At 64.5% G+C, this 23780-nt stretch carries 21 protein-coding genes; 10 read left to right on the forward strand and 11 right to left on the reverse strand.

What is annotated here, in order from left to right:
* Positions 1-205 precede the first annotated feature (205 nt).
* The 9 genes from OIN59_RS00450 to OIN59_RS00490 form a co-directional block, all read right to left on the reverse strand.
* A complete protein-coding gene (locus tag OIN59_RS00450; RefSeq protein ID WP_274106028.1) occupies positions 206-502 on the reverse strand; it encodes a DUF2798 domain-containing protein in 297 nt (98 codons plus the stop codon).
* Positions 503-675: 173 nt separating this feature from the next.
* Positions 676-1332, reverse strand: a complete 657-nt coding sequence (locus tag OIN59_RS00455) for an alpha/beta fold hydrolase (protein ID WP_274106030.1) — start codon at positions 1330-1332, stop codon at positions 676-678.
* A gap of 86 nt (positions 1333-1418) precedes the next feature.
* The gene (locus tag OIN59_RS00460) at positions 1419-2345 is read right to left on the reverse strand and encodes a ProQ/FINO family protein (protein WP_274106032.1); all 927 of its coding nucleotides are present in this window, start codon (positions 2343-2345) and stop codon (positions 1419-1421) included.
* Positions 2346-2475: 130 nt separating this feature from the next.
* Positions 2476-3738 (reverse strand): glycolate oxidase subunit GlcF, encoded by a 1263-nt coding sequence (gene glcF / locus OIN59_RS00465; RefSeq protein ID WP_274106034.1) that lies wholly within the window; start codon positions 3736-3738, stop codon positions 2476-2478.
* A gap of 50 nt (positions 3739-3788) precedes the next feature.
* The gene (locus OIN59_RS00470; protein ID WP_274106036.1) at positions 3789-4637 is read right to left on the reverse strand and encodes a YoaK family protein; all 849 of its coding nucleotides are present in this window, start codon (positions 4635-4637) and stop codon (positions 3789-3791) included.
* Positions 4638-4665: 28 nt separating this feature from the next.
* Positions 4666-5793 carry a glycolate oxidase subunit GlcE gene (gene glcE, locus OIN59_RS00475; protein WP_274106038.1) on the reverse strand — a complete coding sequence of 376 codons (1128 nt, stop codon included), beginning with the start codon at positions 5791-5793 and terminating at the stop codon, positions 4666-4668.
* Between the two features lie 279 nt (positions 5794-6072).
* The gene (gene amt, locus OIN59_RS00480; RefSeq protein ID WP_274106040.1) at positions 6073-7617 is read right to left on the reverse strand and encodes an ammonium transporter; all 1545 of its coding nucleotides are present in this window, start codon (positions 7615-7617) and stop codon (positions 6073-6075) included.
* 36 nt (positions 7618-7653) lie between these two features.
* Positions 7654-7992, reverse strand: coding sequence for a P-II family nitrogen regulator (gene glnK / locus OIN59_RS00485; protein ID WP_015012094.1), 339 nt, complete (start codon positions 7990-7992; stop codon positions 7654-7656).
* A 43-nt stretch (positions 7993-8035) separates the two neighbouring features.
* Entirely contained in the window at positions 8036-8746 is a 711-nt protein-coding gene (locus OIN59_RS00490; RefSeq protein WP_274106044.1) for a TorF family putative porin, read from the reverse strand.
* Positions 8747-8960: 214 nt separating this feature from the next.
* Here OIN59_RS00490 and OIN59_RS00495 point away from each other — a divergent pair, with 214 nt between their 5' ends.
* The gene (locus tag OIN59_RS00495; RefSeq protein ID WP_274106046.1) at positions 8961-10505 is read left to right on the forward strand and encodes a YifB family Mg chelatase-like AAA ATPase; all 1545 of its coding nucleotides are present in this window, start codon (positions 8961-8963) and stop codon (positions 10503-10505) included.
* Between the two features lie 151 nt (positions 10506-10656).
* Entirely contained in the window at positions 10657-11154 is a 498-nt protein-coding gene (locus tag OIN59_RS00500) for a MarR family winged helix-turn-helix transcriptional regulator (protein WP_274106048.1), read from the forward strand.
* 60 nt (positions 11155-11214) lie between these two features.
* On the opposite strand, the gene OIN59_RS00505 is transcribed toward OIN59_RS00500, so the two are convergent.
* Complete coding sequence (locus OIN59_RS00505) at positions 11215-12102, reverse strand: amidohydrolase family protein (protein WP_274106050.1); 888 nt, start codon at positions 12100-12102, stop codon at positions 11215-11217.
* A gap of 160 nt (positions 12103-12262) precedes the next feature.
* On the opposite strand from OIN59_RS00505, the gene OIN59_RS00510 reads away from it, so the two are divergent.
* From OIN59_RS00510 to OIN59_RS00535, 6 genes are all read left to right on the forward strand, one after another.
* On the forward strand, positions 12263-13045 hold the full coding sequence (locus OIN59_RS00510; RefSeq protein ID WP_274106052.1) for a crotonase/enoyl-CoA hydratase family protein: 783 nt from the start codon (positions 12263-12265) through the stop codon (positions 13043-13045).
* Positions 13046-13085: 40 nt separating this feature from the next.
* On the forward strand, positions 13086-14963 hold the full coding sequence (locus OIN59_RS00515; RefSeq protein WP_274106053.1) for a feruloyl-CoA synthase: 1878 nt from the start codon (positions 13086-13088) through the stop codon (positions 14961-14963).
* Between the two features lie 29 nt (positions 14964-14992).
* Positions 14993-15778, forward strand: coding sequence for an SDR family NAD(P)-dependent oxidoreductase (locus OIN59_RS00520; protein ID WP_274106054.1), 786 nt, complete (start codon positions 14993-14995; stop codon positions 15776-15778).
* 104 nt (positions 15779-15882) lie between these two features.
* Complete coding sequence (locus tag OIN59_RS00525) at positions 15883-16872, forward strand: Bug family tripartite tricarboxylate transporter substrate binding protein (protein WP_274106055.1); 990 nt, start codon at positions 15883-15885, stop codon at positions 16870-16872.
* A gap of 121 nt (positions 16873-16993) precedes the next feature.
* The gene (locus tag OIN59_RS00530) at positions 16994-18721 is read left to right on the forward strand and encodes an acyl-CoA dehydrogenase family protein (protein WP_274106056.1); all 1728 of its coding nucleotides are present in this window, start codon (positions 16994-16996) and stop codon (positions 18719-18721) included.
* A gap of 151 nt (positions 18722-18872) precedes the next feature.
* The gene (locus OIN59_RS00535; protein WP_274106058.1) at positions 18873-20588 is read left to right on the forward strand and encodes a tannase/feruloyl esterase family alpha/beta hydrolase; all 1716 of its coding nucleotides are present in this window, start codon (positions 18873-18875) and stop codon (positions 20586-20588) included.
* A gap of 58 nt (positions 20589-20646) precedes the next feature.
* Here the strand turns inward: OIN59_RS00535 and OIN59_RS00540 are convergent, their stop codons facing one another.
* Positions 20647-21096 (reverse strand): carboxymuconolactone decarboxylase family protein, encoded by a 450-nt coding sequence (locus tag OIN59_RS00540; RefSeq protein ID WP_108499637.1) that lies wholly within the window; start codon positions 21094-21096, stop codon positions 20647-20649.
* A 613-nt stretch (positions 21097-21709) separates the two neighbouring features.
* Between OIN59_RS00540 and OIN59_RS00545 the strand changes: the two genes are divergently transcribed.
* The gene (locus OIN59_RS00545; protein ID WP_274106062.1) at positions 21710-23293 is read left to right on the forward strand and encodes an anti-phage dCTP deaminase; all 1584 of its coding nucleotides are present in this window, start codon (positions 21710-21712) and stop codon (positions 23291-23293) included.
* Entirely contained in the window at positions 23286-23462 is a 177-nt protein-coding gene (locus tag OIN59_RS00550) for a hypothetical protein (RefSeq protein WP_274106064.1), read from the forward strand. Before OIN59_RS00545 ends, OIN59_RS00550 begins: the two co-directional genes overlap by 8 nt.
* Positions 23463-23780 lie beyond the last annotated feature (318 nt).

Genomic DNA, 23780 nt, shown 5'->3' on the forward strand with positions numbered 1-23780 from the left:
GCTGACAGCCTGATGTCAGTAGGGTACAAATGCCTACGCGCCAGGCGATGGGCTGCTGACAAAGGGGCCAGCTCCGCGCCTTCAGGCATGGGAGTCGGCGAATCAGCGGAATGCGTGTGCAACGGTTGTGGTGTTGTTGTGGCGCAGACCGTACTTTCGGTACGGCCAGACGCGACAACAACGCCAGAAGCGCTTGTCAGTGGCGTTACCTCTGTTGCTCCACGAGGACGGAGGTGGCCCGGCGCACCAGTGGCAGCACCAGCAGCAGCGTTGGGAACGCCACCAGCCAGGACAGCGCCCAGGAACTCATCCAGAGACGGGGCACGTCCATCGACAAGCCCACCACACGCAGGGTGCTGATCAGGGACACGATGAAGGTCATGAGCAGCGAAAGCAGCAGCGGCGTGACCCAGGCCGCAGAACGCGCAGGGAGTTTGCGCAGGCCGAAAAAGGTCCTGGAGGACGAGGACGCAGGGGTGCGAAGAGACGAGGGTTGGTTCATTGAAGTTCCAGAAAGCAAACCGGTCAAGCAAGGCGCCGCCCCCAGCCCGCCCGCACGACCTGCCGTGCCACTTGCGGACCGAGGACCACCACCCCGGCAGGGCCGGTGTTGGTTGGCGCGTTGATTGACGTAAACGCTTACGGCAACCCATGAACCGGGTCGCAACTAGGATTCTAAGCCGTCCGCGCGTACGCCCTGGGGCGCTGTGCTGCGCCCTGCAGATGGCCTGCAATGTGCTCAGCCACGGCCCCCGCGTGGGTCACGGCCAGATCGTGGCCACCGCCCGCCAGCACGTGCATCTGGCTGTGGGGCAGCAGCCCGGACAAACGCTGCCCCACGGTAGTGGGGCTGATAGCGTCCGCATCCCCCCAGAAAAGCAGGGTGGGTGCCTGCACCGAGGGCAGGCGGGCGGACAGGTCCAGGCGCACATCGGCCATCCACTGTGGAAACGCGGGATTGGATTGCAGGAAGCCTGGGCGCCAATCCTCGGGGTGCAGATCGTCAATGGGGACTCCGCCCGAAGTCGCCACCAGCACCAGGTGCGTCAGCCACTCGGGCCGCTCCAGTGCGGCCAGCAGGGCCACCACGCCTCCCATCGATTGCGCAATGAGCGCGCAGGGCCGGTCCATGTGCACCGTGGTGGCCTCCACGAGGTCCTGCATATCCCGGGCGCCCGTGGCGGGCAAGTCGGCCGGGGACGCGGCGCCAAACCACGGCCAGCCGAGCAGCACCCGCGCCGCAGGCTGCGGTAATGCACCCGCCACGGGCTGCCAGAAGGCGGGATTGCCCCCGACGCCGGGGAGGAAGATGAGTTTTTCAGGCACGCGCATCGCAGTCTTTCAAACGCCCATGCAGGTGGCACTGGCCACCAACACGCACGTGGTCACACCCAACAGCGCAGCCTGCAGCCGGCCGGTTATGCGCCTTCGGGCGCAGGTGTTGTTGCCGTTGCTGCGGCGGCCGCCGATGCCAACCGGCGCGCACGCTCCAGCTGCTGCCCCACCGTGCGGGGCACCATGCCGTACATGTCCGCAAAGGCATCCAGCGTCTGGCCGCTGGCTTCAAAGGCGCGCAGCAGGGCTTCGTCCTTGGCGTTGCGGGCCGACCATTCGGCAAAGGCTTCCTCCAGGATGGCGTTGGCGGCTTCGTCGCGGCTCAACACCAGCCCGGTATAGGCCTCGCGCGTGAGGCCCGAAGCCTCGAACGCGGCCATCATGCGGTTGCGCAGCTTGGGCAGCAGGTCTTCGGTGGCACGCGCCTTCTTGCGGCGGTAGACCTCCAGCAGCGCGTGGTGCACGTGCTCGGGGGCCATGTCTTCCACGGGCTGGCCTTGCAGGTCGTGGCGCTTGTCACCCGCCGCCACGCTTTGCAGATAGCGCGTGGAGCGGGTGTGCAGGCCCAGCGCCACTTTGAGCGCCTCGCGCTCGAACAGCTCGGGGTGGGCCGCCAGGATGTCCTGGAAGATGCCGCGCTTGAGCGGGCGGAACACGGCACCAAACAGGTGGGGGTAGAGCCCCGCCAGCTGCTCCAGCGCGGGGTGCACGCGTTGCGGCGCGCGTGGGCCTGCTCCCGGGCCACCTGCGGGCGCTGCGGCGTCTGCCGCGCCGCCAGCGCTGGCACGGCCCTGTGGCGCCTGGCGCCCTTCGGGTTTGCGGCGGTTGCGGCCGCCCCGGCGCGAGCCGTCCTGGCGCCGCTGGGGCGCACCGGCTTCGGCCGGCGCAGCAGGTTCAGAGGCCGCCACGGCGACCGCAGCAGCCTCGGTCGGCACAGGCGCTGCCTGGGGAGCGGCAGGCGCGACGGGTGCGGTTTGGGGTTGTTCTTGTGCGGACACGGAGTCGGTCATGGCAGTGCAGTTCGGGGGCAAAAGGGAGACGACAAAACCCTCGATCATGCCAGCGTTGGGTCGGCGGGCGCGAAACAGCCTGTAGCGGCAGCCTGATTGCCCCCTTGCCAGCGCGTCAAGACAGGCAGGGTCAGCCCAGGCGCAGCGCCTCGTCCAGCACCTCCACCCAGTGCCGTACCGGCGTGCCGGTACCGCTTTGCAGGTGGGTGATGCAGCCGATGTTGGCCGATAGGATCATGTCGGGCGGCTGATTGCCAAAGGCCTCGCCGAGCACGTCGAGCTTGCGGTCGCGCAGCTGGTGAGACAGGTCGGGGTTGAGCACCGAATACGTGCCGGCCGAGCCGCAGCACAGGTGGGCATCGTTGCGCGCCGTGCGCAGCTTGAAGCCGAGCTGGTTCAGGTGCGCCTCGACCCCGCCGCGCAGTTTCTGGCCGTGCTGCAGCGTGCAGGGGGGGTGGTAGGCAAACAGGGTATCGGGCCGCTGCACGCGCCCGGCGAGCTTGTCCGCCAACTCGGGCAACAGGTCGGGCAGCAGCTCCGACAGGTCGCGCGTGAGGGCGCTGATGCGCTCGGCCTTGGCTGCGTACAACGCGTCGTCCTTCAGGATGTGGCCGTATTCCTTGACGGTGACACCGCAGCCTGAGGCGTTCATGACGATGGCCTCGACCCCACCCGCCCCGTCCGGGTCCACCAGAGGCCACCAGGCGTCGATGTTGGCGCGCATCTCGGCCTTGCCGCCCTCCTGGTCGTTGAGGTGGAACTTGACGGCGCCGCAGCAACCCGCCTTGGGCGCGATCACGGTCTGGATGCCCACGGCGTCGAGCACACGGGCAGTGGCGGTGTTGATGTTGGGCATCATGGCCGGTTGCACGCAGCCCGCCAGCAAAAGCACCTTGCGCGCATGTTCGCGCGTGGGCCAGGCCCCCGCCTGCTGGGGTGCGGGCACCTTGGCCTTCAGCGCTTCGGGCAGCAGGCCGCGCACCATTTGCCCTGCCTTCATGGCGGGGGCAAACAGGGGCGAGGGCAGGCCTTCCTTCAGCGCCCAGCGCAGGGCTTTTTCGCCCACGGGGCGGGGCACTTTTTCATCGACGATCTTGCGGCCAATGTCCACCAGGTGGCCGTATTGCACACCGCTAGGGCAAGTGCTTTCGCAGTTGCGGCAGGTGAGGCACCGGTCCAGGTGCATCTGGGTCTTGCGGGTGGGCGTCTCGCCTTCGAGCACCTGCTTGATGAGGTAGATGCGGCCGCGCGGGCCGTCCAGCTCGTCGCCCAGCAGCTGGTAGGTGGGGCAGGTAGCGGTGCAAAAGCCGCAGTGCACACATTTGCGCAAGATGGATTCGGCCTCCAGGCCATCGGCGCGGGCGGCGTATTCGGGGGCGAGCTGGGTCTGCATGGTGCGTGCTGGATCAAAACGAAAACGAAAACCGGCCGGGCCAACCCGGATCAGCGGGGCGGGTGCGCGTCGGGATGGGGTTGCGCAGGCGCGGCAGGTGCATGGGGGGCCGTGGGCGGCAACGGTGCTGCAGCGCCCGTGCGCCACTGCACCAGCAACTGCTGCAGCCGTTCGCGGTCGGCCCACAGGGGCGGCAGCGACAAGGCCAGCAGCACCAAGGCCAGGGGCACGACAAAAATGAACCCCACATGCTTGAAGCCGGCGGCACCCACCAGCCCTCCGGCGAGGAACATGCTCACCAGCCCCGCAAACAGCCGCAGCCGCTCGCGGTTGGCCCGCACCTGCTGCTCGGGCGCGGTGCCCTGGCGGTTCCAGTAGAGCATCTTGCCCATCTCGATGCCCAGGTCGGTCACCACTCCGGTCATGTGGGTGGTGCGGATCTGCGCGGACGACATCTTGGTGACCACGGCGTTCTGCAAGCCCATGAGGTAGGCCAACAACAGCACCGTGAGCGGCACCGAAAACGGCGTACGCCACCCCAGGGTGATGGCGCCAATCATCCCGAACAGCAGCATCAGCGCAGCCTCGATCAGCAGCGGCAGCGCGTAGGTACTGCGCAGGTGGTGGTGGCGCGCCCAGTTGACCAGAATGGCCGTGCTGCCCGCGCCGGACATGAACGCCCACAGCGCCCCCACTGCGCCCAACACCAGCTTCATGTTGCCCAGCACCAGGTTGTCGGCCAGGGACGAAAGAAACCCCGTCATGTGCGAGGTGTACATGTGCACCACCAAGAACCCGCCCGCATTCACCGCCCCCGCGTTGAAGGCCAGCAGCAGGCCCAGCACGCGGTTGCTGGCGACGGTGCGGCGGTGTCCGGTGAGATGAAGAAGGCGACGCATGCGAAGCAGAACGGTGATGGCGGTGCGGCTACCAGCCTGCGGCCATGCGGCCGGGGTTGAAGATGCCTGCGGGGTCAAAGCTTTGCTTGAGCCTGGCGTGGATCTGCTCCAGGGCGGATGATTTCAGATCAAAACCGCCGCTAGCGCTTGATTCATCAGCGCTAGCCGCTACAAATAGTGAAGCACTTCCACCCACCGCACTGGCGGCTTCGCGCAGGGCATCGCCCGCAGATGCGGGGGCCTGCACCCAGCGCAGCGCACCGTGCCACTCCACCAGCGGCTGCGCGCCGCCCGGCAAGCTCAGCGCCGGGGCCGTGGCTGGCACGGACAGACGCCACAGTGCGTGGCCGGGCCGGGCAGCGCGGGCGGCGAACCAGGGCAGCGTCTGCTCGCGACAGGCGGTCCAGTCGGCGGCCACTGTGGCGTTGTCCATGCGTGTGCCGCCCATCGACTTGCAGGCGGCCTCCACCGCCGCCACGGCGCCGCGCAGGCGCACATAGAGCGTGCCCACACCGTCGTCTTGCACCCAACAGCTGGCGTTGAGTGGCAGTGGCAGGCCACCCCAGGCGTGCAATTTGCGCAAGGCGTCTGCCTGGTTGATGCCATCGAACCGCAGCGTGGCCTCGCCAGGCGCCACGGGCAGCACCTTGAGGCTCACTTCGGTCAGCAAGCCCAGCGTGCCCCAGGCACCGGCCATGAGGCGCGACACGTCATAGCCCGCCACGTTCTTCATGACCTGGCCGCCGAAGGTCAGCAGCTCGGCCTTGCCGTTGAGCAGGGTCACGCCCAGCAGGTAGTCACGCACCGCGCCCACGCTGGCGCGGGCCGGGCCCGACAGGCCTGCCGCGACCATGCCGCCCACGGTGGCGGCGTCTTGTGGGGCCTTGGCGAAATGGGGCGGCTCAAAGGGCAGGCACTGGCCTTGTTCGGCCAGCGCGGCTTCCAGCTCGGCCAGCGGGGTGCCTGCCCGAGCGGTGACAACCAGCTCGCTGGGCTCGTAGCTCACGATGCCACGCAACACCCGGGTGTCCAACACTTCACCGTGCAGCGCCAGGCCATGAAAGTCCTTGGTGCCCCCGCCACGGATACGCAGAGGGGTCTGGTCGGCGGCGGCAGCGCGCACGCGCTCAGTGATCGGGGCAAGGGAGAAGTCCATCCGTGCATCGTAGCGGCAGCGGTCGGTGGCGCAGCGCCCGGAGCGCGTGAATTTTTTGAACAGCGGGTGTGCAAAGGACTGGCGAAGGCCCTGGGGCGCATGGGCCCCACGGTTTCGCCCAGCCGAAAAACAAGGTGCAAAAAGAAAGCGAGTCCTCGCCTGGTACGAAAAAAGCCCGCCGGTGGTCGGCGGGCTGAAATAACCAGAGGAGTCACTCGCTTGTTCTTATTGCGACGCCACGGTGCCACCAGACACCGCAGCGCGTAGGGCGCAGAGCGATCAGCGGTTGTACGCCGTTTCGCCGTGCGAAGTAATGTCCAAACCTTCGCGTTCGTCTTCTTCCGAGACACGCAGGCCCACCGTCAGGTCAACCACCTTGTAGGCCACGAAGGACACCACGCCCGACCACACGATGGTCAGCAGCACGGCCTTGGCCTGGACCCACACTTGGGCTGCGATGGAGTAGTCGGCAGAGGTCACCATGGTGGCGGTCACCCAGTCGGCCACATAGCCAGGGCCACCCAGGCCAGGAGCGTTGAACACGCCGGTCAGCAGAGCACCCACGATACCGCCGATGCCGTGCACGCCGAACACGTCGAGCGAGTCGTCCGCACCCAGCAGCTTCTTGAGGCCGTTGACACCCCACAGGCAGGCAAAACCACCCACCAGGCCGATGACAAGCGCACCGCCGATACCGACGTTACCAGCCGCAGGCGTGATGGCCACGAGACCGGCCACAGCACCCGACGCTGCACCCAGCATCGAAGCCTTGCCACGCATCAGCGCTTCACCCATGCACCATGCCAGCACGGCAGCAGCGGTAGCCACCAACGTGTTGATGAAGGCCAGGGCTGCGAAGCCGTTGGCTTCCAGGGCAGAGCCAGCGTTGAAGCCGAACCAGCCCACCCACAGCAGCGAGGCACCCACCATGGTCAGCGTCAGGCTGTGAGGCGCCATGGCTTCCTTGCCGTAACCAATGCGCTTGCCCACCATGAACGCGCCCATCAGGCCCGCCACAGCGGCGTTGATGTGCACCACGGTACCGCCAGCAAAGTCCAGAGCACCCCACTGCCAGATCTGGCCGGCCTTGCCGGTCATGGCGTCGGCCACTTCCTTGGAGGCGTAGGCGTCAGGGCCCATCCAGAACCACACCATGTGGGCGATCGGCAGGTAGCTGAACGTGAACCACAGGACCATGAACAGCATGACGGCGCTGAACTTGATGCGCTCAGCGAACGCACCGACGATCAGGGCGCAGGTGATGCCTGCGAACGTGGCCTGGAAGGCGGCAAACACCACTTCCGGAATCACAACACCCTTGCTGAACGTGGCCGCGTTGGCAAACGTGCCTGCCGCGTTGTCCCAGATGCCCTTCATGAACAACCGGTCAAAACCACCGATGAAGGCACCGCCTTCGGTGAAGGCCAGGCTGTAGCCGTAGATGAACCACAGCACCACGATCAGCGAGAACGTGACCATGACCTGCATCAGCACGGACAGCATGTTCTTGCTGCGCACCAGGCCGCCGTAGAACAGTGCCAGGCCGGGCAGGACCATCAGGATCACGAGGATGGTGGAGGTCATCATCCAGGCGGTGTCGCCCTTGTTGGGGACCGGGGCAGGCGCTTCTGCGGCGGGCGCTGCAGGAGCAGCAGCGGCGGCGGCAGCCGGTGCTGCTGCTGCGGCAGGTGCAGCAGCTTCAGCCGCTGGTGCAGCCGCGGCGGGTGCCGAGGCCTCTGCCGTGGCGGGCGCCTGGGCGAGGACGGCCGATCCACCGGACAGCAGACTCAGCCCCAGAATGAAGGAAGCAAGCAATTTTTTCATGGCGTTTCTCTTCTTGGATGTGATGCGGCTTCGCCCTTACAGGGCTTCCTTGCCGGTTTCGCCAGTGCGGATGCGCACCACCTGCTCCAGGTGGGTCACGAAAATCTTGCCGTCACCGATCTTGCCGGTGCGCGCTGCGGTCTCGATGGATTCGATCACGCGGTCCACCAGGTCGTCGGCCACGGCGGCTTCGATCTTGACCTTGGGAAGAAAGTCCACCACGTACTCTGCACCGCGGTACAGCTCGGTGTGGCCCTTTTGGCGGCCGAAGCCCTTGACTTCGGTCACTGTGATGCCTTGCACGCCGATGTCGGAGAGCGCTTCGCGCACCTCGTCGAGCTTGAAGGGCTTGATGATGGCTGTCACCATTTTCATTTTCAGATCCTCCGGAATGGGCGCCTGCGGCGCCCATTGAGACTTACAGGGTTTTGGTGAGCGTGACGATCACGCGCGACTTGTTGACGGGGCCGAAGTAGTCCTTCTTGTTGGCGCCGACCACGGCAGCGCCGAGGGACACACCACCGCCGAAGTCATACGCACCACCCACGCTGTAGTCCATGTAGTTGGGGGCTGCGATGTCGCCACCGAAGCGGGTGAAGCCCACCGAGGCCTTGAGCGTGATGCTGGGCGCCACTTCCTGGGCAAAAGCCAGGTTCAGGTAGCCGGTGTTGCGGCCCTTGAGGCCAGAACCTGCGTAGGCGAAGTAGTCCTTGGACAGGGTGTGCGAGTACTTGGCAGTCACGGGGCCGAAGGTGGCAGCGCCATAGACTTCGGTGGTGTTGCCCGCGCTGTTGCCGGGGTAGATGTAGGTCAGCAGGCCCACATCCAGGTCCACGCCACCAGCCTTGAACTTGTAGCCGCCGTACAGGTCGGCTTCGAGCGAATTGCCAGACAGCCAGTCCACGCTGGAGTTCCAGTTGCCCACGTAGAAGCCGGTTTCGCCAAACGCGTAGTCAAAGCCACCTTGCAGGGCGGGCTTGACGGCCTTGACCTTGGAGGCATCCTGGTCTTGGCCACGGAACTTGTAGTTCGTGGTCAGGCTGACGTTGGCGGTGAGCTGGGCGCTGGCCAGCATGGGAAGGGTTGCAACAAGGGCAACGCCCAGGGTCTTGATGATGGCGCGGGTCATGTTTCCTCCGGTTGGACAAAGTAAGGACAAGCGCTTTAAGCACGGACCGTGCCACACCAAGGTGCACAGCCGGTCATATGGTTGCGTTGCGTTACAACAATCCCCAGTACAGTGGTGGCGAGCGCATCCCACGCACCGCACCCAACTGGTGCATATGTCCGTGAGGCCACGCTAAAAAACCATAAAACGCACCCGTCTGGGGAGAAATTGCTTCATGAGTCTTGCTTTGGTGCAAAGCCGCGCCCTTCTGGGGCTGCAGGCACCTGCTGTCACCGTCGAAGTGCATCTGGCCAACGGCTTGCCCAGCTTCACGCTGGTGGGTCTGGCCGAGGTGGAGGTGAAAGAGGCCCGCGAGCGCGTGCGTTCGGCGCTGCAGAACGCGGGGCTGGAGTTCCCGACGAACAAACGCATCACCGTCAACCTCGCGCCTGCGGATTTGCCCAAGGACTCCGGGCGCTTCGATCTGCCCATCGCCTTGGGCATCCTGGCCGCCAGCGGACAGGTGGATGCCAGCCGCCTGGCGGGCTATGAGTTTGCGGGCGAGCTGTCGCTGTCGGGCGAACTGCGCCCCGTACGCGGCGCGCTGGCCACCAGCCTGGCACTGCAGACGCAGCAGATCGACACCCAGCTGGTGTTGCCGCCCGGCAGCGCCGAAGAAGCCGCCCTGGTGCCCGCCGCCCGCGTGGTGCGCGCGCGCCACCTGCTGGATGTGGTGCGAGCCTTTTTGCCCCCGGGCAGCGTGGCAGGTGGCGATGCCGACGTGGCCAACGACGGCTGGACCCGCCTGCAGGCCACCGCGCTCACAGCCAACACCACCGGCCCCGACATGGCCGACGTGAAGGGCCAGGCGGGTGCCAAACGAGCGCTGGAGATTGCAGCGGCCGGCGGCCACAGCGTGCTGATGGCCGGCCCGCCCGGCTCGGGCAAGTCAATGCTGGCGCAGCGTTTTGCCGGGTTGTTGCCTGCGATGACGGTGGAAGAAGCCCTGGAGAGCGCTGCCATTGCCAGCCTGGCAGGCCGCTTTCGGCCAGAGGCCTTTGGGGTGCGCCCCACGGGCCAGCCCCATCACACGGCCAGCGCGGTGGCGCTGGTGGGCGGCGGATCGCCACCCAGGCCGGGCGAAATCTCGCTGGCCCACCAGGGTGTTTTGTTCCTCGACGAACTTCCGGAATTCCCCCGGGCTGCGCTGGAGGCCCTGCGCGAGCCGCTGGAAACCGGCCACATCACCATCGCCAGGGCGGCGCAGCGGGCGGAGTATCCGGCCCGGTTCCAGATGATCGCGGCCATGAACCCGTGCCCCTGTGGCTTTCTGGGCTCCACGCAGCGCGCCTGCCGCTGCACGCCCGACCAAGTCCACCGTTACCAAGCCAAGCTCAGCGGCCCGCTGCTGGACCGCATCGACCTGCATGTCGAGGTGCCTGCCCTGCCCGCCGAGCAACTGGTGCAAGCGCCTGCGGGCGAGTCCACGGCGAGCATTCGCGCCCGGGTGGAGCAGGCCCGCGCCAAGGCACTGGCGCGCCAGGGCACCACCAACCAGGCGCTTCAGGGGCAACAGATCGATGTCCACTTGCACCTGGACGATACGGCCGCCAAGTTCCTCAACACCGCCGCTGCCCGTCTGGGCTGGTCGGCCCGCAGCACGCACCGGGCGCTGAAGGTAGCGCGCACCATCGCCGACCTGGCGGGCGCGCCCACCACCGAAGTCAGCCATGTGGCCGAAGCCGTGCAATACCGCCGCGTGCTGCGCAGCCCGGTGTGAGCGGTGGCGGCACTTAATATCAAATTAATAGCAGCCAGCGCATATAGAAACTGCGCCTGCGGCTGATTTTGCTCAAAAGGGGCGCACTCCCGGCGTCCCAGGCTGTTCACGCCCGGCGCGTGGGCCCAAGCGCCCGGCACAATCTCCCCCCATGTCCAGCGTCCGTTCCCCCAAAAAATCCCCGTCGACTCCCGGCCCCGCAGACACCACACCACCCGCTGGCGAGCTGGTGGACACCGGCTTTTTGCGTACGCTGGTGGGCTACAACACGCGGCGCGCGGCGCTGTCCATCATTGCCGTGTTCATGGACCGCATGGCCGTGTACGACCTGAAGGTGGTGGATTTTTCGGTACTGTCGCTGGTGGAACACAACCCGGGCATCACCTCACGGCAGCTGTGCGCCACGCTCAGTGTGCTGCCGCCCAACATGGTGGGGCTGATTGCGGCGCTGGAGCGGCGCGGCCTGATCGAGCGCCGCCCGCACCCCAGCGACGGGCGCGCCATGGGCGTGCACCTGACGCCCGCCGGGGTGGAATTGACCGCGCAGGCCGCGCAGACGGCCGCGCAACTGGAAGAAGACGCCACGAACCGCCTCACGGCGGCCGAGCGCAAGACGCTGATTCGGCTGCTGCAAAAAGTCTACGACTGACCCTGCGGCCGCAGCGGGCTTGGCTGCAGTTGCGTCTCAGACAGTCAGGCAGCCGGGCGATCAGGCGGCGGGTGCCGCCTGGGCCTTGTCCAGCCCCAGCAACCGCACCGCGTTGCCTTTCAGGATGCCGGGCATCACCTCGGGCTTGAAGCCCGCTTCCTGGAAGTCCTTCATCCAGCGCTCGGGCGTGATGAGCGGGTAGTCGCTGCCGAACAGGATGCGGTCTTTGAGCAGCGTGTTGGCGTACTGCACCAGTTGCTTGGGAAAGTATTTGGGGCTCCAGCCCGACAGGTCGATCCAGACATTGGGCTTGTGCGTGGCCACCGAGAGGGCCTCGTCCTGCCACGGAAAGCTGGGGTGCGCCATCACGATCTGCATGTCAGGGAAGTCGATCGCCACATCGTCCAGGTGCATGGGGTTGCTGTACTCCAGCCGCAGACCGCCGCCACAGCGCATGCCGCTGCCAATGCCGCTGTGGCCGGTGTGGAAGATGGCGGGCATGCCGTACTCGGCAATCACCTCGTAGATGGGCCAGGCCATCTTGTCGTAGGGGTGGTAGGCCTGCACCGTGGGGTGGAACTTGAAGCCCTTGATGCCGAACTCCTCAATCAGGCGGCGGGCCTCGCGCGCGCCCATCTTGCCCTTGTGCGGGTCGATGCTGGCGAACGCCGTCATCATGTCGCTGTTGGCCTTGGCGGCTTCGGCGATCTCTTCGTTGGGGATGCGGCGGCGGCCCATCTTGGACTCGGCGTCCACCGTGAACATCACCAAGCCAATCTTCTGCTCGCGGTAGTACGCCACCGTCTCGGCAATGGTGGGGCGGCGGCCGTTCTTGAAGTATTTGTCTGCGGCGCGGTCGTACTCCTCGCCGTAGTTGTCAAACGGGTTCCAGCAGCTCACCTCGGCGTGCGTGTGGATGTCGATGGCGATCAGGTTTGCGTGGTCCATGCGTGTCTCCTGGGTTGACGCCCGTCGGTACGGCCTCAAACCCTCAGCATGCGCCATGGGGCATGACGCAGATCAAGGGTAAACACCAATAAAAAACGGGCTTTGCTTGCTTGAATTGGTTATGAACTATAACCACAATTCAACCAACACGAAAGCCTCTATGACCCATCCAGACATCCATTTCGAGCTGCGCGGCGACCACCAGGAAGTGGCCGTGATCCGCCTGACCCGCGCGGCCAAGCGCAACGCGCTGAACGACGGCCTGATCCTCGCGCTGCGCGACCTGTTCGAACAAATGCCCAGCACCGTGCGCGCGGCCGTCATCGATGGCGACGGCCCCCACTTCTGCGCCGGGCTGGACCTGTCGGAGCTCAAAGAGCGCGACGCCGGCCAGGGCCTGCACCACTCGCGCATGTGGCACGCCGCGCTGGAGCGTGTGCAGTACGGCCCCGTGCCGGTCATCGCTGCGCTGCATGGCGCCGTGGTGGGCGGCGGGCTGGAGTTGGCCAGCGCCTGCCACATCCGCGTGGCCGACGAATCCACCTTCTACGCACTGCCCGAAGGCTCGCGCGGCATCTTTGTGGGCGGCGGGGGGGCGGTGCGCATCCCCAAGCTCATCGGCGCTGCACGCATGACGGACATGATGCTGACCGGCCGCGTCTACAACGCGCAGGACGGCGAGAAAGTGGGCTTTGCCCAGTATCTGGTGCCCGAAGGCCAGGCCTTTGACAAGGCCTTTGAGCTGGCCGTGCGCGTGGCCCAGAACGCGCCACTGACCAACTACGCGCTGATGCACGCCCTGCCCCGCATTGCGGAGCAGCCCGCCGACCAGGGCTTCTTCACCGAAGCCATGATGGCGGCCATCGCCCAGAGCGCCCCCGAAGCCAAGTCCCGCCTGGCCGACTTTCTCGAAGGCCGCGCCGCCAAGGTCCGCAAGGACTGAGCCCGCCCCCAGTCACCCCTTGCCCCAGCTGGAACCCCCTATGAGCGACCTCTCCACCCCCCTCGCCCCGGCCCGCTACCGCCCCGTGAACTTCGGCGTGACCCGCGTCAGCCTGCGCGACGGTGCGCAGGGCGTGCGTTACCTGCAAGCCGACTTGCCCCTGGGCGCCTTTGCCCGGCGTGTGACGGACTACCTGGTGCACTGGGCCGAGTCCACGCCCGACCACAGCTTTCTGGCGCGCCGCGAGCAGCTGCCCGGCGGCAAGACGGGTGACTGGCAGCACGTGAGCTACGCCCAGGCGCTCGACGCTGCGCGCAGCATCGGCCAGGCCCTGCTGGACCGGGGCCTGAACGCCGAGCGCCCGGTGGTGGTGCTGAGCGAGAACACCATCGAACACGCGCTGCTGGCGCTGGGCTGCATCTACGCCGGTGTACCCTACTGCCCTGTGTCGCCCGCTTATGCCACCGTGAGCCAGGACTACGACAAGCTGCGCCACGTCATCGACACCCTCACCCCCGGCCTGGTGTTTGCCGCCGATGGCGCACGCTACGGCAAGGCCATCGCGGCCACCGTGGCGCCCGATGTCGAAGTGATCCTGGCCCAAGGCGCGCTGGAGGGCCGCAAGGCCGACACCTTCCAGAGCCTGCGCCACACCCCCGCCACACCGACTGTGGACGCGGCAATGCACGCCACCGGCCCCGGCACCATCGTGAAGTTCCTGTTCACCAGCGGCTCCACCAAGATGCCCAAGCCGGTCATCAACACCCAGCGCATGTGGTGTGCCAACCTGCAGCAGATCACGCTGTCCCTGCCCGTGCTGGCCGAAGCCCCGCCGGTGCTGGTGGACTGGCTGCCGTGGAACCACACCTTTGGCAGCAACCACAACTTCGGCCTCACGCTGCAGCACGGCGGCACGCTCTACATCGACGACGGCAAGCCCACGGCTGCGCTCATTGGCGAGACATTGCGCAACCTGCGCGAGATTGCGCCCACGGTGTACTTCAACGTGCCCACGGGTTTTGAAATGATTGCCGAGGCGATGAAGACCGACGCGCAATTGCGCAGCAACCTGTTGTCGCGCGTGCGCATGTTCTTCTATTCCGGCGCTGGCCTGGCCCAGCCCGTGTGGGACAGCCTGCACGCCACGCAAGAGGCCGCCATTGGCGAGCGCATCGTGATGGCCACCGGCCTGGGCATGACCGAATCGGCACCGTCTGCCATGTTCGTCAACAGCCCCGATGTCCGCTCCGGCCACATCGGCGCGCCCGTGCCGGGCATGGTGCTCAAGCTGGTGGAGGTGGATGGCAAGACCGAGGTGCGCTATCGCGGACCCAACGTCACGCCCGGCTACTGGCGCTCCGACGCGGCCACACGCGACGCTTTTGACGACGAAGGCTACCTGTGCACCGGCGATGCCGTGAAGTGGATTGACGAGAACGACATCCACCGGGGCCTGGCGTTTGACGGCCGCATTGCCGAAGACTTCAAGCTCTCCACCGGCACCTTTGTGAGCGTGGGCCCCATGCGCGCCAAGATCATCGTGGCGGGCGCGCCCTACATCCAGGACGTGGTGCTCACGGGCCTGAACATGAAGGAAGTCGGCGCCCTGCTGTTCCCGTCGCCCGCTTGCCGCGAAGTCGCTGGCCTGGGGCCGGACGCACCCTGGGCCGACGTGGTGGCCCACCCCGCCGTGCGCCAGCGCATCGCGGCGGTGCTGGACGAGCTGGCCCGCGAAGCCACCGGCAGCGCCAGCCGGGTGGCCCGAGCCCTGTTGGTGGCCGAGCCGCCCTCCATCGACAAGGGCGAGATCACCGACAAGGGCTCCGTCAACCAGCGAGCCGTGCTCAAGCACCGCGATGCGCTGGTCACGGCCTTGCACGACGGATCGGCACCCGGCATCCTCCAACCCGGCGCCTGAAACTCCACCCATCACAGGACAGACACACCATGCAGATTCAAGGACAAGCCGCCCTCGTGACCGGCGGCGCATCGGGCCTCGGCGAGGCCACCGCACGCGAACTGGCCCGCCTGGGCGCCAAGGTGGCCGTGCTCGACCGCAATGCCGAGCTGGCCGAAAAGGTGGCCGCGGACATTGGCAAAGAATTTGGAGACGGCTGCGCCGTGGCCTGCCCCTGCGACATCACCGACCCCGCCAGCGTCACCGCTGCGCTGGAGAAAGCCGCTGCTGCTCACGGCCCCGCCCGCATCCTCATGAACGTGGCGGGCATCGGCAGCGCCAAGCGCGTGGTGCAGCGCGACGGCAGCGCCGCGCCGCTCGAAGACTTCGTGCGCGTGGTCAACATCAACCTGATCGGCACCTACAACGTGAGCCGCCTGTTTGCCGCCGCTTGCAGCAAGCTGCCGGTGCTGGACAACGGCGAACGCGGCGTGATGATGTTCACCGCCTCCGTCGCGGCCTTTGACGGCCAGGTGGGCCAGCAGGCCTACAGCGCCTCCAAGGCGGGCCTGGCGGGCATGACGCTGCCCATGGCACGCGACCTGGCGCAGCACGCCATTCGCGTGTGCACCGTGGCGCCCGGCCTGTTTGCCACGCCGCTGATGAAGGAGCTGCCCGAGGCCGTGCAACAGTCGCTGGCGGCCAGCATCCCCTTCCCGCCACGCCTGGGCAAACCCGAAGAGTTTGCCGAGCTGGCTTGCCATATCGTGACCAACGGCCACCTGAACGGCGAAGTCATTCGCCTGGACGGCGCCTTGCGCATGGCGCCCCGGTAAACAGCGAGCGCCACACATAGCCATACATAAATAACAAGAGGGCGCGCAAGCGCCCCAGCTTGACCCCAGAGATTTCCGTCAGACACACACCAGGAGACATCACCATGACCACCACACGCCGTCAATTTGTTCAGGCCCTTGGCGCCAGCGCCGCGCTGGGCGCCTTCCACCCCTTTGCTGCCCATGCCCAGGTGGAGCAGGTGAAGGTGTACTTCGGCTTCCCCGCTGGCAGCTCGGGCGACACCGTGGCCCGCCGTGTGGCAGAAAAATGGGGGGGCACCGCCTTCAGCAAAAACGCTGGTGTGGTGGAGAACAAGCCCGGTGCGGGCGGCCGCATTGCGCTGGAGACGCTCAAGGCAGCACCCGCCGACGGCTCGGTGCTGGCACTGGCGCAGGTGTCGGCCCTGGCCAACTACCCGCACATCTACAGCAAGATGAACTACACCGACAAGGACTTCGCGCCCGTGTCGATTGCCGCCGTCATGCACCACGGCCTGGCCGTGGGCCCCATGGTGCCCGCCAGCGTCAAGACGGTGAAGGACTTCCTGGCCTGGGCCAAGGCCAACCCCAAGGACGCCAGCTACGGCTCGCCCGGCGCGGGCTCGACACCCCACTTTTTGGGCGCGCTGCTGGGCATCAACAGCGGCGTGGACCTGCGCCACGTGCCCTACCGTGGCTCCATCCCCGGCGTGACGGACGTGGTGGGCGGCCAGGTGGCGGCCATGGTCACGCCGCATGGTGACTTCATCGCCAACTACAAGGCCGGCAAGCTGCGCATCCTGGCCACCTCGGGCCCCAAGCGCTCCATCTACGTGCCCGACGTGCCCACGTTTGCCGAGCAAGGCTTCCCTGAGCTGACCACCGAAGAATGGTTTGGCTTCTACGCCCCGGCCGCCACGCCCAAGCCGGTGATCGCCGCCGCCAACGCCGCCATCAACGCAGCGCTGAAAGAAAAGTCGGTCATCGACAGCCTGGCCATCGTGGGCCTGATGCCGCACGGCTCCACCCCTGAAGAACAGGCCCGCTGGCAAAAGGCCGAGTACGACAGCTGGGGTCCGCTGATCAAGAAGATCGGCTTCACCGCAGAGTCTTAATCCCCCCTGCGCCGCAGGTCCGGACTGCCCCCCAGTCCGGGCTGCCGCATGGCAAAAATACAAAAACAGCCGCTAGCGCCCATCCACAAAGCGCAGACAGCTATCAATAAGAGAGCAACTCATGCAAGCCCGCCAGACCCTTGCCGACATCCAGCACCTGCTGACCACCGTGCTGAAGGCGCCCGCGCGCTGGCAGGGCCTGGCGCCGTTTGCGGATACCGATGGCGACCTGGCGGCCCAGGTGCTGGACGAGGCAGCCAAGTTTGTGGACAGCGCCATCGCCCCGCTGCAGCGCAGCGGCGACGAAGAGGGCTGCCGCTTTGATGCCGGGCGCGTGCATACGCCCGCAGGTTTTCGCGACGCGTACCAGGCCTTCTGGCAGGCGGGCTGGCCGTCGCTGTCTTGTGCGCCCGACGATGGCGGCCAGGGCCTGCCTGCGGTGCTCGAATGTGTGCTGTTTGAATGGCTGGCCGGTGCCAACCACGGCTGGACCATGGCGCCCGGCCTGCTGCACGGCGCGTATGAATGCATCAAGCACCACGCCAGCGACGAACTCAAGGCGCAGTACCTGGAGAAGGTCGCCACCGGCGAATGGCTGGCCACCATGTGCCTCACCGAAGCCCATGCGGGCAGCGACCTGGGAATGGTGCGCACACGCGGCGTGCCGCAGCCCGACGGCAGCGCGCGGGTGAACGGCAGCAAGATTTTTATCTCGGGCGGCGAGCACGACCTGACGGACAACATCGTGCATCTGGTGCTGGCGCGTTTGCCCGATGCACCTGCGGGGCCCAAGGGGCTGTCGCTGTTCCTAGTGCCCAAGGTGCTGCCCGACGCCAGCCGCAACGCCGTGGTCTGCGAGCGCATCGAAGAAAAGATGGGCCTGCACGGCAGCCCCACCTGCGTGATGCGCTTTGACGACGCCACCGGCTGGCTGGTGGGCGAGCCCAACAAAGGCCTGAACGCCATGTTCGTGATGATGAACGCCGCGCGCCTGCACGTGGGCCTGCAAGGCATCGGCCTGCTGGAGGCCGCGTGGCAAAAGGCCAGCGCCTACGCCGCAGAGCGCCGCCAGATGCGCGCCCCCGGCGCCAAGGACACCAGCCTCATTCAAGACCACCCCGCCATCCGCCGCATCCTGCACACGCAGCGCGCCTGGATCGACGGCGGCCGCGTGCTGGCCTACCACACCGCCCTGCAGCTCGATGTGGCCAAGCACAGTGCCGACGCGGGCGAACGCGCCGCAGCACAGCGCTGGTGCGCGCTGGTCACGCCCGTGCTCAAGGCCGCCCTCACCGACCAGGCCTTCCACGGCGCCAGCGCCTGCCTGCAGGTGTTTGGCGGCCACGGCTATGTGCGTGAATGGGGCATCGAGCAGATCGTGCGCGACGCGCGCGTGGCCATGATCTACGAGGGCACCAACGAGATCCAGGCCATCGACCTGCTGGTGCGCAAGGTGCTGGCCGATGGCGGCCAGGGCCTGGCAACGCTGCTGACCACACTGCCCGGCGCCGCCCCCAGCGCCGCTGCCAGCGCACGCCGCCATGCCCTGGTGGAGATCACGCAGACCCTGGCGATTGCCGCGCAGTCCGACCCCGAACTGCCCTACTGGGTGGCCGACGACTACCTGCGCGCCGTGGCGCTGGTGCTGCTGGAATGGGCCTGGGCCCAGATCGGCGCCGCCCGCCCCCACCGCGCGGAACAATCCACGGCCGCCACAGACCGCTGGACCACACCCACCCAGGCCTTCGCCCAGTGGGTGCTGCCCGAATTCGACCTGCGCACCGCCATCCTGCGCCAGCGCATCGCCCAGGCGTTTGAATTCAGGCCCCAGGAGGCCGTAAGCGCTTGATTGATATGCGCCAGCAGCTCCTGATTCAGTAGCAAAACACCTTCCATCGATCTCCCACCCACAGCGTGTTGAGGCCACGTTGCGGGTTTCCTTGCGCCTCGAAAAAATCACTGGAGACAAAACCATGCGCTTGAAGATGAGAAGAACCCGGATGCGTGCATCACAACCCCTGGCACTCTCGGCCGCAGCCGCCGCCTTGCTCATGGGCTGCGGCGGCTCGTCCGATGCCGCCCTGCCCCAGCTCACTGCCGCCACCCCGGCCACCCTGCAGTCGTGCGCCACCCTGGCCAGCAGCCTGGCGCTGCCCGACACGCGCATCACCTCTGCCGAGCAGGTGCCCGCAGGCCCACTGACCCTGCAGGGCAACACCACACAAGCGCCCGCACACTGCCTTGTCAAAGGCAAGATGAAAGAGCGCACCGGCCCCGTGGATGGCGCCAGCTACGCCATCGGTTTTGAGATGCGCCTGCCCGTGGAGTGGAATGGCCGCTTTCTGCACCAAGCCAATGGCGGGCTGGACGGCAGCGTGGTCACCGCGCTGGGCTCGGTGAGCGGCGCCGCACCCGTGGCACCCGGCCTAGTGCAAGGCTTTGCGGTGCTCAGCTCTGACGCAGGCCATGGCGCACCCACGCCCTTCTTTGGTGTGGACCCGCAGGCCCGGTTGGACTACGGCTACCAGGCCGTGGGCACCCTCACCCCCATGGCCAAGAACCTTATCAAGAGCGCCTACGGCAAAGCGCCCGACCGCTCGTACCTGGCCGGCTGCTCCAACGGCGGCCGCCACGCCATGGTGGGAGCATCGCGCTATGCCGAACAGTACGACGGCATCTTGGCGGGCAACCCCGGCTTTCACCTGCCCAAGGCCGCCACCACCCAACTGTGGAAGGCGCAGCAGTACGCCAAGGTATCCACCAAGGACGCGACCAGCGGCCTGCCCGACCTGACCACCGCCGTGAGCCCGGCCGAGTTCAAGCTCATCAGCAGCAAGATCGTCGCCAAGTGCGACGCACTGGACGGCGTGACCGACGGCCAGGTCAACGACGTGGCCGCCTGCCAGGCCGCCTTCAACCTGCAGACCGACGTGCCCACCTGCACCGGCGCGCGCGACGGCTCGTGCATCTCCGGCGACCAAAAGAGCGTGCTGGCCAGCATCTTTGCCGGCCCCAAGAACAGCAAGGGCGAAGCGCTGTACACAGGAACCTGGTTCGACCCCGGCATTGCGGGCGCCAACTTTGCATCGTGGCACTTTGGCTCGCCCGCCACGCGTGACGCAGGGGCTGTGGCCTTCATCTTCACCTCGCCCCCATCCAGCGTGGCAGCGTTCACCGCCATCCCCGGCATGCAGTACGCGCTGAACTTCAGCATGGAGACGGACTACCCCAAGATGTTCGCCACCAACGCCACCTACACCGAGTCGTCCTGGTCGTACATGACGCCGCCCAACGAAGCTGACCTGAGCGCACTGAAGAACCGGGGAGCCAAGATGATCGTCTTCCACGGCGTGGCCGATGGCGTGTTCTCGCCCATGGACACCGCCAACTGGATGGACCGCCTGCAGGCCAACCACAGCGGCAAGGCCGATGCGTTTGCCCGCCTGTTCCTGGTGCCCGGCATGAACCACTGCTCCGGCGGCCCCGCCACCGACCAGTTCGACATGCTGGCCCCGCTGGTCGCCTGGGTGGAACAAGGCAAGGCACCCGACAGTGTGACGGCGAAAGTGCGCGGCGCAGGCGCCAACGTGGTCAACGCCGAGCTGCCCGCCAGCTGGTCCGCCAACCGCACCCGGCCGCTGTGCGTTTACCCCAAGGTGGCGCGTTACAACGGCACGGGGGATGTGGAGAGCGCAAGCAGTTTCAGCTGCAAGTGATCAGCGCTTGAAAAGCGGGAAGTCCGGCGCAAGCCGGGCTTCCCTTTTTCTTTACCTTTTACGCCTTGGCGCGAGGCTTCATGCGAAAGCTGACGCCCATGCGGTTGATGGCATTCATGGTGGCAATCGTGAGCGTCAGGTCCACCAGGTCCTTCTCACCAAACACGGCCAGTGCGGCCGCATAGGCCTCATCAGAGGCATGGGTCTCGCTCACGCGCGTCACCTCCTCGGCCCAGGCCAGTGCGGCGCGCTCCTGCTCGGAGAACAGATACGCCGCCTCATGCCACACAGGAACCAGCACCACCTTCTCCACCGACATGCCTTCGGCCAGCAGGTCACGCGTGTGGATGTCGATGCAGTGCGCGCACCCGTTGATCTGCGATACGCGCAGAAAGACGAGGTGCGTCAGCAAGCTAGGCAGGCCTGTGTCCTGGGTGACAAAGTGGTGCAGCGTCCCGATGGCCTTGGCCCCCTCGGGCGATACGTTGAACCAGACAGCGCGATTCATACAGCAGTTCCTTCACATTGAATGTTGGGCGGAGGGCGATATCGGCTCCTGCTCTTAAGACGTGTGATGTGAGGGTGCTGTGACAGACGCTGGCGCAATGAGTGCGGGTCCGTCCGTGGTCGCCCGTGTGACAGCGAAGGAACGCGGCGCCGGGGCCAATGTGGTCAACGCTGAGCTGCCCGCCAGCTGGTCTACCCACCACATCCGGCCGCTTTAGCAAGCGACAACTGCATAGGGGACGTGCAGAGTGCGAGCAGTGCCAACTGCAAGTGATGACCGCTTGAAAGTGCAAAGCCCGGCATGTGCCGGGCTTTTTCCACTGTGAAGATTGGCTTACGGGGTCCGCTCGGTGCGCCATTCCTGATCCCGTGAATTGATCACACCATCAGGTGCACGCTACAGCCTATACACCCGGGTCAAACGGCCGGTTTGTCAGAGTAGCGTCATCGTCGTACAGAAATAGCCATGTCATCCACTTAGTCTTGATGCAGCAGCACTTTTCTGCATGTGCACCTGCTCGCTCTAGTCAAACATCAACGCTTCCCCCAACGCGAAAAAACGTGCATTTTTCATAAGAACCGCTAGAGTGTAATTTTTCGAAACACTAACGGATATGACCGAAACCGCGACTGTAGGCAATACCCCATCTTTAGAACGACCAGAATTGGTGTTTGGCTTAATCGGACCTATTGGCACCGATCTTGAGGCAGTCTGTACGGCACTGGAACAGAGCATATCGGTCGCAGGTTATAGGACTTCACTTGTCAGAGTGAGCAAGGAAATAGAGAGCATTTTCGGCCAATCTTTTGAAAATGTTACCGAGGACGAAAGAATATCCAGCCTCATGGACCTTGGAAACAAACTAAGAGTTGACGGCAAAAATGCTGCAGCAGCAGCTATTATTTCCATTATGAAAATAATGGAAATACGAAAAAACACTCCTTTGGAAAATCATATTGATGGCAATCCAAAAGGCAATGCATATATTCTACGCTCCATTAAAAATCCACAAGAAATAGAACAACTTCGACTTGTATATGGAAAAGGATTTATTGCCATCTCTGTTTCCGCCCCCAGGGAAGAGAGACTATATGCAATAGCACAGCGAATTGCCAAGTCCTACTTAGGAAGCCGCCCCCAAAGCAGCGCTGAAGCGTTAGCAAAGCACCTCATTGATCGTGACGAAAGCGAAGATAATAGCAACCATCAAAACGTCAGAGATTGCTTTCCTTTGGCTGATTTTTTCGTTGACGCCTCCAACAAGGAGTTAATGCGCAAGCAAATCCGCCGATTTCTTTATCTCACTTTTGGACATCGATTTCACACACCATCAATTGATGAACATGGAATATTTCAAGCCTCAGCTGCCGCATTGCGATCGGCGGATTTAAATCGACAAGTGGGTGCCGCAATCGTTCGGACTACCGGAGAAATTATCGCCGTTGGCTGCAACGATGTTCCGAAAGCAGGCGGCGATCAATACTGGGACGGAGATGACGCCGACATGAGGGATTTTGTCTTAGGTGTGGATTCCGGCGCACAACAGCGAGAGGAAATGCTGAGTGAGTTACTTGGTCGCCTAAGAGAAGGGGGAATATTGAATGCCAGTATTGAGAAGCAAGAGATTGAGAAATTGGCAAAGTCTTTACTCTACGGAGCTAACAAACAGAAGCTGAAGGGCGCGAGCCTCATGAATCTTCTTGAATTTGGTCGCAGCGTGCATGCCGAGATGGCAGCTATCACTACAGCAGCTCGACTCGGACTGGCAGTCAAAGATGCCACTTTATACACCACAACATTCCCTTGTCACATGTGCGCGCGGCATATTGTTGCCAGCGGGATAAAGGAAGTCGTTTATATTGAACCCTACCCAAAAAGTCGAGCCAAACAACTTCACAAAGATTCAATTGACACCGATGGCACATTTAACCCAAAGGGCAATTACGTAAAGTTCAGGCCTTTCCAAGGAATTGCTCCTCGTCAGTATCAAACGATTTTCATGGCCAATGATATGAGAAAAGATGGGCAAGGAAGAGCTATAGAATTCGCGATGACAAATGGCAAACTACGCTGGCAAAGATTTAACAACAGTTACATGCAGAATGAAGCAGCCTTGATTGAAGTCGTCTTACCAGATATAATTGCAAACTTAAAAGCCGAGAAAGCAGCCTCACCCAAGGAGAAAACAAATGAATGAACAATCTTTTGAGGAAAGAATGAAATTAATTTTGGAAGAACTGAACCGAAGGAAAATTGATACCTCTCCTCCAATGCCTCGCCTAGAAGGTACCGATGAGTTCCATGAGCGGGCCAAGCTATCCCATTATGACGATCCAGTTCACCTGATTGCTGCTCTGGCTCATTGAAATAATCCGCTGGTGCAAATCTTGATTCAGAGTCTAAAAAGAAGGGCATCGATGCGTTGCCCGGTAGGTGGATTTAAGCATTTGCCTTCTGATATCTTCGTATATCAAAAATAACACGACTTAGATCATCCTAAAGCTGCAACGCAGGTTTCCTTGCTACCGACATAAAGCCAACTATATAGCACTTGCACTCAAGCAATTTCTTTAAAGAGGCCAATAAGGCGATAAGTGTCGGTACATTTGACCTGTGCACATCAAAAGGCCTGCAAGGATGTTATGTTGCACGCTTTGCCTACTGACTTTACAGATAGTCGCCCA

It is taken from the genome of Acidovorax benzenivorans (assembly GCF_028680575.1).
In the GTDB taxonomy this organism is placed as follows: domain Bacteria; phylum Pseudomonadota; class Gammaproteobacteria; order Burkholderiales; family Burkholderiaceae_C; genus Acidovorax; species Acidovorax benzenivorans.

Bases quoted from the DNA above. Each gene is read 5' to 3' on its own strand.
- glnK (WP_015012094.1), bottom strand. From the start codon at position 7,992: ATGAAAATGGTGACAGCCATCATCAAGCCCTTCAAGCTCGACGAGGTG.
- OIN59_RS00515 (WP_274106053.1), top strand. From the start codon at position 13,086: ATGAGCGACCTCTCCACCCCCCTCGCCCCGGCCCGCTACCGCCCCGTG.
- OIN59_RS00510 (WP_274106052.1), top strand. From the start codon at position 12,263: ATGACCCATCCAGACATCCATTTCGAGCTGCGCGGCGACCACCAGGAA.
- OIN59_RS00540 (WP_108499637.1), bottom strand. From the start codon at position 21,096: ATGAATCGCGCTGTCTGGTTCAACGTATCGCCCGAGGGGGCCAAGGCC.
- amt (WP_274106040.1), bottom strand. From the start codon at position 7,617: ATGAAAAAATTGCTTGCTTCCTTCATTCTGGGGCTGAGTCTGCTGTCC.
- OIN59_RS00550 (WP_274106064.1), top strand. From the start codon at position 23,286: ATGAATGAACAATCTTTTGAGGAAAGAATGAAATTAATTTTGGAAGAA.
- OIN59_RS00495 (WP_274106046.1), top strand. From the start codon at position 8,961: ATGAGTCTTGCTTTGGTGCAAAGCCGCGCCCTTCTGGGGCTGCAGGCA.
- OIN59_RS00455 (WP_274106030.1), bottom strand. From the start codon at position 1,332: ATGCGCGTGCCTGAAAAACTCATCTTCCTCCCCGGCGTCGGGGGCAAT.
- OIN59_RS00505 (WP_274106050.1), bottom strand. From the start codon at position 12,102: ATGGACCACGCAAACCTGATCGCCATCGACATCCACACGCACGCCGAG.
- OIN59_RS00460 (WP_274106032.1), bottom strand. From the start codon at position 2,345: ATGACCGACTCCGTGTCCGCACAAGAACAACCCCAAACCGCACCCGTC.
- OIN59_RS00530 (WP_274106056.1), top strand. From the start codon at position 16,994: ATGCAAGCCCGCCAGACCCTTGCCGACATCCAGCACCTGCTGACCACC.
- OIN59_RS00500 (WP_274106048.1), top strand. From the start codon at position 10,657: ATGTCCAGCGTCCGTTCCCCCAAAAAATCCCCGTCGACTCCCGGCCCC.
- OIN59_RS00545 (WP_274106062.1), top strand. From the start codon at position 21,710: ATGACCGAAACCGCGACTGTAGGCAATACCCCATCTTTAGAACGACCA.
- OIN59_RS00520 (WP_274106054.1), top strand. From the start codon at position 14,993: ATGCAGATTCAAGGACAAGCCGCCCTCGTGACCGGCGGCGCATCGGGC.
- OIN59_RS00490 (WP_274106044.1), bottom strand. From the start codon at position 8,746: ATGACCCGCGCCATCATCAAGACCCTGGGCGTTGCCCTTGTTGCAACC.
- glcE (WP_274106038.1), bottom strand. From the start codon at position 5,793: ATGGACTTCTCCCTTGCCCCGATCACTGAGCGCGTGCGCGCTGCCGCC.
- glcF (WP_274106034.1), bottom strand. From the start codon at position 3,738: ATGCAGACCCAGCTCGCCCCCGAATACGCCGCCCGCGCCGATGGCCTG.
- OIN59_RS00535 (WP_274106058.1), top strand. From the start codon at position 18,873: ATGCGTGCATCACAACCCCTGGCACTCTCGGCCGCAGCCGCCGCCTTG.
- OIN59_RS00470 (WP_274106036.1), bottom strand. From the start codon at position 4,637: ATGCGTCGCCTTCTTCATCTCACCGGACACCGCCGCACCGTCGCCAGC.
- OIN59_RS00525 (WP_274106055.1), top strand. From the start codon at position 15,883: ATGACCACCACACGCCGTCAATTTGTTCAGGCCCTTGGCGCCAGCGCC.
- OIN59_RS00450 (WP_274106028.1), bottom strand. From the start codon at position 502: ATGAACCAACCCTCGTCTCTTCGCACCCCTGCGTCCTCGTCCTCCAGG.